This is a genomic window from Leptospira adleri (assembly GCF_002811985.1).
Lineage (GTDB): Bacteria > Spirochaetota > Leptospiria > Leptospirales > Leptospiraceae > Leptospira > Leptospira adleri.
This window is the reverse complement of the sequence record NZ_NPDU01000027.1, coordinates 16,464-30,892: the sequence shown is the minus strand read 5'-3', so window position 1 is coordinate 30,892 and position 14,429 is coordinate 16,464. Positions and strand designations below refer to the sequence as shown.

Here is a 14,429-nt window from a genome sequence, read left to right as displayed (position 1 = left end):
TTCTCCTCAATTGAGTCCTAAAAGAACTAAGATCCAGTCGATCAGCTTGATTCCGATAAAAGGAGTTACGATCCCGCCGAATCCGTAGATCAAAAGATTCCGTTTCAAAATCGTATTTGCACCTAACGGACGATAGGCGACTCCTTTGAGCGCGAGAGGAATCAACGCGGGAATCACGAGGGCGTTGAAGATTACCGCGCTCAAAACCGCGCTTTTTTGCGAACTCAATTGCATCAGGTTGAGAACGGAAAGAGGTCCGCCTAACGCGTCCGATGTGGCGTAGAAAGTTCCAAACAGTGCGGGAAGAATCGCGAAATACTTTGCGACGTCGTTCGCAATGCTGAAAGTAGTAAGGGCTCCTCTCGTCATCAGAAGTTGTTTTCCGATTTCCACGATTTCGATCAGTTTGCTCGGATTGCTGTCGAGATCGATCATGTTACCGGCTTCTCTTGCAGTTTGAGTTCCGGTGTTCATTGCGACTCCGACGTCGGATTGCGCCAATGCGGGAGCGTCGTTCGTTCCGTCTCCGATCATCGCGACGAGATATCCTTTCGATTGTTGTTCTCTGATTCTTTTGAGTTTTGTTTCCGGAGTCGCTTCCGCGAGGAAGTCGTCCACTCCGGCTTCCGCTGCGATCGCCGCCGCGGTGAGTTGATTGTCTCCCGTTATCATCACGGTGCGGATCCCCATCTTACGAAGACTCGCGAATCTTTCTTTTAAGCCTCCCTTGACGATGTCTTTTAATTCGATCACTCCCAAAAGACGATTGTCTTCCGCGACCAAAATCGGAGTACTTCCTTTTTGGGAAATTCTTTGAATCGTATCCTCCATATCGGAGGGAATTTTTTGACTGAAGTTATAAAGATAGGTTTTGATCGCGTCGCCGGCGCCTTTCCTGATTCTTCTTATAACCTTTCCTTCTTTTTTGAGATCGACTCCGCTCATCTTCGTGGAAGCGCTAAAAGGAATGAATTCTCCTTCCATCTCCGCGAGGTTTCTCTCTCGGATTCCGAATTTCTCTTTTGCTAATACGACAATGGACCTTCCTTCCGGAGTTTCATCCGCTAAAGAGGAAAGTTGCGCGACGTCCGCGAGATATTTTTCTTCCACACCGGCCGCGGGAAAAAACGATCTCGCCTCTCTGTTGCCTAACGTGATCGTTCCCGTCTTATCCAAAAGAAGAATGTCTATATCTCCCGCAGCTTCGATGGCTTTACCGCTTTTGGAGATAACGTTAAAACGGATGAGACGTTCCATCCCTGAGATCCCGATCGCTGAAAGAAGCCCCGCAATCGTAGTCGGAATTAAACAGACAAGGAGGGAAATCAAAACGGGTATCGAAAGGTCGGCCTTTTGTCCTCCTTCCTTTGCGACGAATTCCGAGAGAAAGGGAAGGCTGATCACGGCGATTAAAAATACGAAGGACAATCCGGAGAGGAGCATCGTAAGCGCGATCTCGTTCGGAGTCTTTTGCCGTTTGGCCCCTTCCACGAGCGCGATCATCTTATCCAAAAAAGTGTTTCCTTGTTCGGCGGTGATCGTGATTACGATCTTGTCGCTTAACACTCTGGTTCCGCCTGTTACCGCGCTTCTGTCTCCGCCGCTTTCTCTTACAACGGGAGCGGATTCTCCAGTGATTGCGGATTCGTCCACGCTCGCGATCCCTTCTATGATTTCCCCGTCTCCGGGAATCAAATCTCCGGGTTCGCATAACACGCGATCGCCGATCTTCAGGGAAGTTCCGGGGACCGGTTGTATTTTTCCGTCCACGATTTTTTTGGCGACGATGTTAGTTCTCGTTTTTTTAAGACTGTCCGTTCTCGCCTTTCCGCGTCCTTCTGCGATCGCCTCCGCGAAGTTTGCGAAAAGAACGGTAAACCATAGCCAGAGACCGATCTGAAGATTGAAGGAAGAATAAGACCCTCCGATCAGATCCTTGACGAAGATCCAAGCGGTGAAGAGCGCTCCTAAAAATACGATAAACATCACCGGGTTTTTTGCCTGGGCTCGAATACTCAATTTTTTGAATGTGTTGATCGAAGCCTCTCTTAGGACTCCGGATTCGAAAAAAACTTTGGATTTACGACTCATCCGATTCTCCTTAAAAAGTTCTGCCTTGTAACATTAGAAAATGCTCAAGTATGGGGCCGATTGTCAACGCCGGAAAAAAGGTCAACGCTCCCACGATGACGATGACCGACAAAAGAAGAATGTAAAAAGTTCCACCGTCCGTCGAGAAGGAGCCTTCCGAAATCACTTCGGATCTTTTTTTAGAAGCGGCGCTTCCGGCGATCGCCAAGACGGGAAGAATCACTCCGAATCTTCCGATCAACATCGCGATCCCGATCATGGAATTATAAAACGGAGTATCCGCGCCTAACCCCGCGAAGGCGGAACCGTTATTTCCTGCGCCCGAGGAAAAGGCGTAGAGGATTTCTGAAAGACCGTGAGGACCACGGTTTGTCAACGGAGAAAGGCCTTGAGGCAAGCTGACAGCGATCGCAGTGAAAAGGAGGATCACAGTGGAAGGTAAAAGAATCCCAAGTATGGACATTTGAATCTCCCTTTTTTCGATCTTTTTACCCATATATTCGGGGCTTCTTCCCACCATGATTCCGCTCAAGAAAACCGTAAGAAGAATAAACAAAACCATTCCGTACATACCGGCGCCGACGCCTCCGAAGATCACTTCTCCTAATTGAATGTTCAGCATTCCCACCAAACCTCCGATAGGCGAAAAACTGTCGTGCATGGAGTTGACGGATCCGTTAGACGCCACCGTGGTGGAAACTTCCCAGACGGCGCTGTTTAAGATTCCGAATCGAGTTTCTTTTCCTTCCCAAAAACCGTTAACTCCCGAGAGAGGATTGAACGAGGATTCCGCGGTCCATACCGTCAAAACTCCGATGGAAAAAACGGTGAACATAACGAAGAAGATCACCCATGCGTGTTTGAGATTGCCCACGATTCTTCCGTATAAAAATACACAAGCTCCCGGCAGTAAAAGGATCGAAAGCATTTGAAGAAAGTTGGAGATCGGAGTCGGATTTTCAAAAGGGTGCGCGCTGTTGACTCCGAAAAAACCTCCGCCGTTTGTTCCGAGTTGTTTGATTGCGATTTGAGAAGCCGCGGGACCCAAAGGAATGATCTGAGTGTTTCCTTCCAAAGTAGCGGCCGTAACATATTCGGAAAAATTTTGAATCACTCCGGCGTTCGACAAAATCAAAGCCAAAAGAAAAGAAAGCGGGAGAAGAATATAAACCGTTCCTCGAATCAGATCTCTCCAGAAGTTGCCAAGGCCGGGATTTGCATTGGAGGAAAGTCCGCGAGCCAAGGCCAAAAGGACACAGAGGCCGGTCGCTGCGCTTACAAAATTCTGCACGGTAAGTCCTATGGATTGCGAAAAATAACTCAACGCCGCTTCTCCGGAATACGCCTGCCAATTTGTGTTCGTCATAAAACTTACCGCGGTATTGAAGGCTAAAAAAGGATTTAGACCGGCTAAATTTCCGGAATTCATAGGAAGAATATTCTGAAATGATAATATTCCAAAAAGTATCGCAAAACCGAAGAAGTTGAATAGAAGAAGCGAAATTGCGTATTCTTTCCATTCCATATTCTTTCCCGGATCGATTCCGCAGATTTTATACAAAGCGGCTTCCATTTTCGGAGTTGCAGTCGAACTAAAAACCTGATAGAGCCAGGCCCCGACCAGAGGAGATAAAGTTATGATCGAGAAAAGAAAGATTGAAAGTTGGATCCATTCCGTAGCCATAAATTCTCCTTAGAATTTTTCCGGTTTAAAAATCGAATACACGAGATAAACGAGGCAGACTCCCGCTAAAATAAGCGCAACGGTTGTTTCTAAATTCATAATATTCTATTTCCTGAAACTTTCAAATATATACGATCTCGGCAAAAAGAAAGGATCTTATTTTCTTTTACCGTTCGGGAAAGAACGGGAATGGACAAAGATTGATTCATGCTCCAAGTAGATCATGTTCCGAGTTCGGAGTCAATCGATGCGGGATTAAGGAAAGGAAAACGAAGTTAAGAATTTGTTAAGTTCAGAGAACTTCTACGGAGAGAAATGTGATGTCATCCTGCGTTTTCTGTCCGGAAAGAAAGGCCTCTAAATCGCCGAATATTGATTTTACGAGATCGGGAACCGACTTGGAGGATTCCTTGAGTATCGAGTCGAGGAGACGTTCCTCTCCGAATTCTTCCTCGAAGGCGTTGAATTCTTCCACGATTCCGTCCGAGAAAAAGAACATCTTATCTCCCTTCGCGATTTCCAAAAATTGAGATTGATATTTTACCTTATCCGAAATTCCGATGATCGGTCCGCTTTTTGAAAGCCGAGTGACGGTGCTCCCTGTAAGACAAAATTGATCGGGATGTCCCGCCGCGGAATAAGAAAGCGTTCCTTCGGAAGTGTCCACGTCCGCGATGAGGCAACTGAAAAACGATTTGATCGCGCTGTATTTCGCGATGATCTCCTTATTCAATTCCGAGATTACTTCTCCGGGCGGAAGATCCAAATACTTGAGACTTTCATATTCGGATTTGATTAACATGGTGACTAACGCGGCTTGTACTCCGTGACCGGTCGCGTCCGCGAGAAAAATTCTGATTTTGCCGGGAGAAATTTCCGCGTAGTCGTAGATGTCCCCTCCGACTTCGTTCATCGGGATATATTTGGTTAGAATGTAGATTCCGCCTAACGTGGCTTCCGGTTTCGGTAGAATTCTGTCCTGAATTTTTTGTGCGTAGAGAAGATCTTTCTGTATCAGATTGATGGTGTTGTTGAGTTCGGAGGTTCTTTCTATTACCTTCTCTTCCAATTCGGCGTAGAGGTTGGCGTTTTCAATAGAAATCGCGGCTTGCCCCGCGATGAGTTCCAAGGTTTGAATTCTGTTTTCGGTGAAAATCCCTTTTACGAGTTGATTTTCGAGATAAAGAACTCCTTTCAAACCGCCTGCGTGAACGAGCGGAATACAGATGACGGATTGCGGTCTCTTTTCCTTGATGTATTGATCCGTAAAATCTTTGATGGAAGAAGAATCGAACCCGTTTGTCGAGATCATTTTACCGGTTCTAAAAACGTAATTGAGATAAGATACCGGATATTGGGTCTCCTCAAGTTCCGGCAGGTTTTCCACCACGATTCCGTCTTCTCCGCTTTGCCCCGCAAGATAGACCATTAAATTTTTATTGTGTAAGTGAAAGTAGATCGCTCGGGTCGCTCCCGCAGTTTCCATCGCGATTTGAATCAATTTTTTTAAAAGATTGTCCAAAACGATTTCGCCGGACAGTAAATTATATGTTTTTAATATGATTTCCTGATCTAAATCGGGGGTTTGATTCTGAATTCTGCGTCCGATCGCCTCGGGAGAAAGGGAAAGATCCAATCTGTTTGAAAACCGATTCTCCAGGTCGTCGACTTTTGTGGCGGCGCCCCATCTGGAATACAAATCGATCGAATGTTGAATATAATGATTTCCTAATGAAAAATTTCCGTTTTTGTAATGGAACTTGGCCGCAATTTCGCAGGAAAGCGCTTGAAAAGAAAGAAAGCCGGATTCTTGAAATAGTTTGATCGCTCTTTCGTAACCGGAGATCGTTTCGCCGACTTTCCCTCTGTTTCTGTCCCGTTCCGCTCTCAGGAGTTCCAGGTGACCCATGAAATTTTCGGGGCAGTCTTTACTCCATTTTTCAAAAAGTGAAAAAACCAATTTTAATTTTTTGGAGAATTTGGTCCGATTGGAAAAGGAAAAGTCCTTAAAGTTTTCTAAGATCGTTAGTCCGTAGTAGAACCAAAATTCGGCGTAAGGGATCAATCCGAACGCGTTCTGGATCAGCTTCTCGCCTTCTTGTCCGGCCTCCAATCCTTTTTGAAAGTTTCCGGAAAAGTAATATAACTTAGTGAGGTCGTGGTAGAAATAGGAAAGCGCGGTGAAATTCTTATCGTCTATAATTCCCTTTTCGAATTCTTTGCTGTGAAAGTTTTCGTCGTCGAGCGAATCGGGCGATTGAGTTTTTCCGGCAAGAGCTTTTATGAACTGGTGGGAACTTTTCGCGATCGTGAATGCGAAACTGTCCCTGGACGCGGTGAAATATTGATCCGCATTTTCGATGTCGTTTAACAATTCTTCTATCGGGATGGATGCGAATATTTTTTTCTGAGTCTTTGCCTGCATGCTAAAACCGGCGTAAAAAATATCCCCGTTTTGCAGCGCTCCGTTGTGGACGTCGTCGAGTAAACCGATATCCAAAGTAATATGTCTTTTCCAATGACAAAGATAGGCGGAATAGACGTATTGTACCTTCCATTTCACCAAATCGAAATGGATTTTATCGTTTAGATCCATCGCAAGTTTCGAATATCGGATCGCTTGGTTCAGATCTTTAAGGGCCTGATTTACGATCATTCCGTAGCCGCTGTAGGCGATCGGGCTGCTCCTGGAAACTCCCTTTGTCAATGAAGTATTAAACATTTTTAATACGATCGATGCGAACAGGTTTTGGTTGTAAGTGAACGCCGAGGGGCCTAGGTCGGCGAAAAGGTCGATCAGGGCTTGGTATTCCGGTTCTCCGTTTTCCCGGACGTTTACGAGTTCGATATCCGTTTTTCCTTTGGAAAGAATCATGGAAAGAAAAAGTTCCTTAAAAAGGACCAAGGTCACTCGAAGAGGAGAGGAGGGAATGTTGATCTTAAAGCGCCGCATCGCCCGAAGACCGGCGAGGACCGCATTCTCCACTTTGTTCATTTTAGAATAGAGTCTTACTTGAATCGCGTCGGCGCGGATGTATTGCAAATCCGGAAGATTCAAATTTTCTAATGATTCCAAAAGCTGCATCGTTCTCTCGTAATTGTTCAGAAGGTATTCGGTTTCCGCGGTTTCCAGAATTACGTTGGAATACAATTCCAAATCGTTGATCATCGCCTCTTGATCCAAAGAGTTTAAAGCCGAATTCAGATATTGAAGAGAACTTTCGTAGGCTCCGGAACTTTTTGCCTGCAAGCCGGCCTTATAGTTTAGAAGAGTCAATTTTTTTCTAAGCATATCCTCTTCGATGACTTCCCTCGACTGGTTGAGGTGATTCGTAATCTGAAAAAGAACCCGATTTTTCGGACTTGGTCCGTGCAGATCGAGGAGCGCGATTCCCACCTTTTTGTGAAATTCCTTTCTTTTCCATTCTTCCAAAAGACTATAGGCGGCCTGTTGTACTCTGTCGTGCGAAAAACCAAATGCTTGTTCTGCGGAGACGTTTTCTTCGAAAAGGGAATGGTCCTGATTGTGGGACGGGGCTAAAAGTCCTTCTCTTACGGCTTCCCAGAGGATTTGATTGAGTTTAGCAGTATCAAAAAAATGTAATTTAGAAATAAATCCCGAAGTGAATCTTTCTCCGAGACAGGAACAGACTCCGAGCAGCTCCTGAACTCCGGGGGAAAGATCCCTGATCCTTTGGCATAAAAGATCGATCACGTTATCCGCAACAGGAAGCTGAAGCGCTTTTTCGTTGTCCCATTTCCAGAGTTTTGTTTCGAATTGATACGATATGGAATTAGTCTTTTCCGAAGTTCGAAGCAGTTGGACGATCGCGAACGGATTTCCCAGAGTTTTTTTGTGAAGGATCGAAGAAACGACGCGGATTTCTTCCTCGGGACCGGGAGCCAAATCCTGCAATAGACGATAGATACTTTCCTCGTCCAGAGGATTGACGGTGATCAGATTCTTCTGAACCCTATTGCTTTCAAGGGATTCTAAAATTTTTGAAAAGGTATTGTTTTTGTCCGTCGCTTCCGGGCGATAAGAAAGAATACATAAGAAATTCTTAATTTTTGAATATATTAAAAATGTTTCTATGAGTTTTAAACTTGCCGGGTCCGCCCATTGAAGATCGTCCATATAAAGAACGAGCGGACGGCTAATTTCGGAGATAGCGCGGATAAAATTTCGGAGCGTAAAGTAGAATCGGTTTCTGTTTTCGTCGGGCGGTAGTTCCGCCAACTCGGGTTGAGGACCGATGATAAACTCCAACTCAGGAATCTGATTCAAAAGAATTTTTCCGTTGGCTCCGGTATATTGTAGAATGAGTTTTTTAAATTCTTTGATATCCTTTTCGGGTTTGGATAAGAATATGGAAACAAGATCCCGAAGAGAATGGATCAAGCCCCCGAAAGGAACCGAAGTTTCATATTGATCAAATTTGCCTTGGACTACGATTCCCCCTCTTTCGGAGATGCTCTTTAGGAAAGATTTCGCTAAGGCGGATTTTCCCGAACCGGAATCTCCGGTGATCAATACTAAGCCCGTTTCTCCCCGAAAAACTCTATCCAAAGAAGATTCCAATACCGCCTTTTCACGATCTCTTCCGTACAACGCCGACGGATCGAAACTCAAATCCGGAACGTCTCTTGTTCCCGGAACGAAAACCGCCTCTTGATTTTTGTCTTCGTACTCTTTCCGGGAAAGCTCCAAATCGTAGATCAATCCATTGATGGACGCATAACGTTGTTCAGGATCCTTTTCCAGTAGTTTCGCGATGATAAGCGAAATGGAAACCGGAAGGTCGTCTCGAAGAGTGTGAACCAATGCCGGCCGCCTCGCCAAATGCGCGTGCAGAAGTTCATTTCTGTCTTTGGAAACGAACGGCAACATTCCGGTGATCATCTGGTAAAAGATAATTCCCAGAGAATAAAAATCAGTGCGCAGGTCCAAAACCCGGGAAAGTCTTCCGGTCAATTCCGGAGGAAGATAGGATAGAATTTCGACGGATAGATCCGGCGTAACGGAAGGAGAAGTATCCTTTCCCGAGAAAGTCGAGGATGAAAAATCCGTGATTCTTGCTATTCCGGTTTCCGGTTGAACCCAGATGTTTCCAGGACGTAGCGCCTGATGTAGAATTCTTTTTTCATGAATTTCTTTGAGAGCCAAGGAGATACTCATGGCAATCTCGAAAAATTTTTCTACAGAATTAACACCGTTTGGATACATTCTGGAGAGAGGAACCGATCCGTTATCTTCTATTACGAGGATGGGAAGGTCTTCATGTCGGATTAATTCCAGAGAGTTCTGAATTCTCGGACCTTTAGCAAAACTAGAAATTCTAAAATCGTGATGAATTTTCTGAATGTCTTTGCGCGAAGGATTTTTTTGACGAAGAATTTTGAGGAGAACGTGCTTCCCCGATCTTTGATCCAGAGATCTGTATATCAGAAACTGATGATCAATGGAAAAGGATTCGAAAGTTTCAAAGCCGGGGAGTTCCATCCTGGAAGAACTGTGATATTCTCCCTAGGATTAAAATCAAAAAGAAAAAAATTGATTTTAGAAAATCAGAGGAAACATTTCGCCGCTTCGATACCGCTCACAACGGTACTTTCGACACAACCGGCGTTCAAGATCGGATTTTGTATCCAATCCCCCGTTATGACAAGATTGGAATAACCGTTCATTCCCGCGGGGAGTCTGTATTTTGTGGAGCCCTTTGCCGATAAGACATATCTTTCGGTAGGCTGTATATTTAAACGGACAAACTGGCCTTCGATTCTCGTTACGCCGCTTTTTTCCTGTTTATCCAAAAGAAGATTCCAATTGAATCCTCCTCTGGCTCCGGTCATTGTCGCCGCCGGCCAAAGAGTGCTAACGTCTTGGTTTAAAAAGAGCGCGACTCTTTCTCTTAACTTTTTCATCTCAGCCTCTATGTCGGGGTTTGCAAGGGGGTTGCTCGGCGCCGTTCCGGGCGGGGACGGTCCGCAAAAATAAGCGATATGATTCGGCGTCATGGAATCCGGCCAAGATTCCCGATTGATGAGATGACTCATGTCGCACCAAGTATCGAAGGGTTCGACGAAGGAGCCGAGGATCGGCGGCTCGTTTTTCCAATACTTCCATCCTAAGCCGGCGCTATCGGGAAACATCCAGAGTTGAAACGCGTCCGTCAGACAAGTCTCTATCGTTTCGGTCATCTGTTTCCATTGCGGATTCGTGTTTAGAATTTGAGGACATAAGAATGGGATCGCGCCGATCGATATTCCGAATACGATTCGATCATAGTCTTTTCCGTGTTCCAGGACGATCTCTTCCCTATCCTTCCAGTCGGACCAATAGTTCTCCAGATCTACATGCTCTTTTTTTAATATTTCCCCCTCTACGATTTGATCATACAAGGGCTCCGATGGCCAGCAAGGTAGACCTTTAACATCGATTAGTGGAGCGTATTCTTCTCCCTTTAAGGTGACCTGTCGTCCAATACGAATGCTCTGGATGTTGGCTTTTCCTTCCGATGTTCCGGGAACGAGTTCTCTGACTCTGTGGAAAAATTTGATGTTAACTCCGCGTCGTTTTAGAATTTCGTAAAGAGGGGTCATGATCGTATCGCCCATTCCCGCCTGCATCCTGTAGGCTACGGCCCCTCTGTATGTGAAAACCATCCGAAGAGCCCCCTTCAGAGCGGTGCCCGCGGCAAAAGTATATTGATTCACTCCTCCGAACACGAGACCGTAGATCGCCTGAACGATCGCGGAGTTGATCGTGAGTTCGCTCGCTCCATGGTGTCTCAGCCATTCTCTGTAATCGTAATCGTCTATACTTTCAAAGCCTTTTTCAAAGAGCCGATCTTCGATCATACCTTTGATGTTCGTGAGAGAGAAATCGACCATGATCCAAAAGCGTCTCGCGTTCGTGTTGGATTCGATCTGTTTTTCAACTTTCTTCCAGAGAGTTTTTGCAAAAAGGTCGACGATCTTTAGAAAACGATCCTTTGGAAAATCGGAACTGAGTTTATTCAGAAGATTTTTTAAGACAAAGAGAGTTTTACCGATCAGATCGAGGCCGATCGCTTCGACGGTTCCTTCGATCCATTCTAAGATCTGATCCCAGATTCCGCTTTGATTTTCGTCTTCTTTCTCCGGAAATATAGTATCCGCGTTTTCGTTGTAGTATTTATGCAGATAATTTAAAATGAGTCCCGGATAGTTTTTCGGATCCGGAAGATCCAGACTTTCTCCCGGAACCTGATCGTTCATCGGAAAATCGATGGGCCAAGGAACGTAACCGTCGTTTACTTTTTCTTCTAAGACGAAATAGTTCGCCGGTTTAAAAGCCTCTTCCCAAGTCGCCAAAGGCTGAGTCAGCGATCTTCCGGCTTCCTGATAACATTTCTGTATGAGCTGGAAAGCGTGATCGTAAAAACCGAACCATATATGAAGACCGTGTTCCTCGATCCGATTGTAGATCTGTTGGTTTCTGCCGCTTGCGCCTTTTCCACCGAGCCTCCAGCCCATGTGGTATAACGTAAGATCGTATTTTTTTTCCCAACCCGGTTGAGAGGTGATTTCGTAGGCCGTAACCAACGAACTTAAGCCTCCGCCCAAAATGACTACTTTTTCTTTTTTATCGGCCATCTTTCTACCTGACTCTTTTAAAAATTAATGTATATAAATTTTAGAATATTCTTAAAATATTATGCGTTTTGGTGAATGATCTTTCCGGGTGAAAAGTCGAAATCAAAATCGCACCAAATTCCGAATTGAACCGGAACCGAAGCCCCTTTGAGGCCGAAGTCTTTGATAAAAGGGAAATACGGATTGTCGAGAAGATCCAAAACGTAATTTCCTTCCAGAAGTCCGCCTTTTCGAAAATGAGTTACGTTGCTGCTCGCTTCCACGATCGCTTGGTAACAGGCAAGAGTCGGATTGGCCGCGTCTCTGAATTGTTTGAGAAAGACCATACCCAGCTCCGGAGAGAATAAAAAGTCCAGAAGATTGACGACGAGGCCCATTCCCGGGATCGCGATCTTGGACGGATCTCCGAAAAGAATTTCCGCAAACTTACTTCCTATTTTGGAAAAATCATCGTAAGATTCTTTTGTTTTGGATCCGCCGGGCGGACAAGTGAGCGTGAACATTCTTTGCGAAATCGCTTGTCTGTCTTTGCCGCGGGGAGTAATCGCATCCACGGAAAAATATTCCGGAGGAACCTGCAAGGAAGGCATCTGAAAATCGCCTTGGATTTTGTGGAACCCGTAGATTTCTCTTCCCGTCGCCATCGCAGTCGGAATGTCCACGAAAAGATACGGCTGATAAAAGCGGATTCTGAGCGGATCCTTTGCAAAGAGGGGAATCCAAAACCCTACGTCCGTTTCTTCCACCCAACCGCAATCGTTGCCCGGAACCAGGTATTGTTGTTTCGCAAAGACGAGAAATAATTTATCGGTGAACGCGGAGTAGTGGGCCGAACCGTTTGCGGGACCGTTTAAATCCCGATCTACGATCGTTTGAATCGAATTCTGATTTCCTTCTATGCAAAAAGAATAAAATTCCACTTGTTTCATCTGATAGGGCGGGGGTAATTCCTGTTCTCCGCCGCGCACAACGTAATTTGCCATGAGTTCTCCTGTTTGGATCGGGGTTCATGGTTTCTTAGGAAATGAAAATATTGTAAATAAGAAAATTACGAAAAAATGATGTTTCTTCTGCTCCTTATTCCTGGAAGAATTTTGGACAACGTTTCCGAATATTGAAGCCGAAGGGATTTAGTTTTGAATTCGATGGCAAATCGAATCGACTTACACAAAACGTAATCCGCATTTATTTTCCGGATTTGATTCTATGGAATTAGAATTCGGAAAGGGGCGTTTTGATTTACAGCGCGTCCCAAAACCTTATTTTATTTTGTCGGAAAGATCAAGCTGCAAGGTTCTGTCCCAATTTTGGGAAAGGTTCTTATAAAAGTGTCCTTTGCGTTTTTCTCGATTTCCCGAATTCTTTGCCGAATGAAAGTTTCGGTTTTTTCGTTTGGTCCGGATCGGATCTGCGATGAATCGGATCGATTTGTCTAACTCTTTCTTCCGGTGAGTCTGCGCCATAATTCGATTTCTTCGATTTTCTTTTTTCGAAATCGGACGAATCTTTCCTTTGAATCCGAATCCCATATTAGAATTTCATGTTTTTCGCAGAAAACGCGGTCGTTCGGTTCTCCGAATTCTTCCTTTAATCTTTTTTCGTCTAAGCCTGGTAAGACGGCGAAGTTATATTCCCTCTCCGGAACTTTTATAAACCAATTCCAAGAATTCTGCCAGTATTCGGGATGAAGGTCCTGTAGATAATTGTCGGCGCGCAGATCTTTTTGAGAGAAGATTCTAATTCTTCTCGAGTTCCAAAAATCGGAAAGTCCTCTCGATCGGGAAACGATTTCTTGTTTCCGATCCAGACAATCCGCCAACGAATCCCGATACAACCTTGGCCGTAAGTCTCCCCAATACGAGGAACAAGCTCCTACGATCAAGATTATCAAACTCAATCCTCGAAAGACCTCCCGGAGATAAGAAGTCGATAAACGAAGAAGCGCAACGATTAAAAACGGAATCCAAAAAAACAGGAGAGGAAGCAGATAACGTATCGCGATTCCGTCTTTTTGAAAGATTCCTGAGAATGCACCGGAAATTAAAATTCCGAAAGAAGAAACGAGGACTACCAACGCCGAAAAGGATATGTGTTCGTCGAACGGTTGTTTCTTCTTTGTCCTTTCGTTCGAAAGGCGGAGCAGCATCCAGGATGAAAGATAAAAAAGAATGAGAAGTAGGAAAGAATAGGGAGTAAAGAGGATTTGATTTTGAATCAGGAGCCAAAGAGGCCGGATGAAATTCCAGGATGTTTCCCTTTGATAATAATTCGTCGGAATAAAAATAAGATCCGATTTGGTCAGATTCTTATAAAGAATCAAACCGATTCCGATAAAGAACAGCAAAAGTAAAAAAGAATTCCGATCTTCTTTTTCTCTTTTTCGGATCCAAGTTTTTCCCGCAAAGAACAGACACGGAAGTGAAGAATAAAAAAAGTATAAGGGATCCGATACGATTAGGAAGATTTGCATCGCTCCGAACAGAATCCAAAAATAGGTGGAATTCTTTTTTCTCTTTTCGGAAAGCCACATAGCTCCGGAGATCAAAGTGAAGACGAGCGCGCCGCCGTGGACCGCAAATCCTAAAACCGGAAAAAAATACGACTGAAACGAAAAAGAAATTATAAATATCGAATATACCCAAATGCTGATTTTCGAGGAGATGTCTTTGGTTTCATCCGAATCGATTCCGGAACGGATAAAAAATAAAAGCGCTCCCAGAAGAGCCAATGCCTGTAAAAAAAATACGACGTATTGACTTTTTACGCCGTCGTCCACAAAAAGTTTTATCAGAAAAAAGGCGGCTATGTCCGGAAAAAAATACGGCGACGGAGTAACGCTCCAGCCTAAGAATGAATTCCCGTCGGTGATTATATCCTGATATAGAACCGCAGGATAGAGAATGTCTGCGTTGAATACGAGGTCCGAGATTTGCGGTTGATTGTTAAGCGAAGTCAGAAAGACAAAAAAGGAAATCGCAACGAGTACGATTTCCTTTTTGAACTTCCGAAACATTCG

7 protein-coding genes are annotated in these 14,429 nt (G+C 44.7%); all 7 read right to left on the bottom strand.

What is annotated here, in order from left to right:
- Positions 1 to 6: 6 nt before the first annotated feature.
- The gene (kdpB, locus tag CH376_RS11910; RefSeq protein ID WP_100787535.1) at positions 7 to 2,091 is read right to left on the bottom strand and encodes a potassium-transporting ATPase subunit KdpB; all 2,085 of its coding nucleotides are present in this window, start codon (positions 2,089 to 2,091) and stop codon (positions 7 to 9) included.
- Between the two features lie 10 nt (positions 2,092 to 2,101).
- Positions 2,102 to 3,775, bottom strand: coding sequence for a potassium-transporting ATPase subunit KdpA (gene kdpA, locus CH376_RS11905; protein WP_100787534.1), 1,674 nt, complete (start codon positions 3,773 to 3,775; stop codon positions 2,102 to 2,104).
- A 9-nt stretch (positions 3,776 to 3,784) separates the two neighbouring features.
- The gene (locus CH376_RS11900) at positions 3,785 to 3,874 is read right to left on the bottom strand and encodes a potassium-transporting ATPase subunit F (RefSeq protein WP_100787533.1); all 90 of its coding nucleotides are present in this window, start codon (positions 3,872 to 3,874) and stop codon (positions 3,785 to 3,787) included.
- A 193-nt stretch (positions 3,875 to 4,067) separates the two neighbouring features.
- Positions 4,068 to 9,278, bottom strand: a complete 5,211-nt coding sequence (locus CH376_RS11895) for a trifunctional serine/threonine-protein kinase/ATP-binding protein/SpoIIE family protein phosphatase (protein WP_100787532.1) — start codon at positions 9,276 to 9,278, stop codon at positions 4,068 to 4,070.
- A 65-nt stretch (positions 9,279 to 9,343) separates the two neighbouring features.
- Positions 9,344 to 11,413, bottom strand: a complete 2,070-nt coding sequence (locus CH376_RS11890) for an NAD(P)-binding protein (protein ID WP_100787531.1) — start codon at positions 11,411 to 11,413, stop codon at positions 9,344 to 9,346.
- 59 nt (positions 11,414 to 11,472) lie between these two features.
- Positions 11,473 to 12,396 carry a hypothetical protein gene (locus CH376_RS11885; protein WP_100787530.1) on the bottom strand — a complete coding sequence of 308 codons (924 nt, stop codon included), beginning with the start codon at positions 12,394 to 12,396 and terminating at the stop codon, positions 11,473 to 11,475.
- A gap of 449 nt (positions 12,397 to 12,845) precedes the next feature.
- Entirely contained in the window at positions 12,846 to 14,426 is a 1,581-nt protein-coding gene (locus CH376_RS11875) for a hypothetical protein (protein WP_100787528.1), read from the bottom strand.
- Positions 14,427 to 14,429 lie beyond the last annotated feature (3 nt).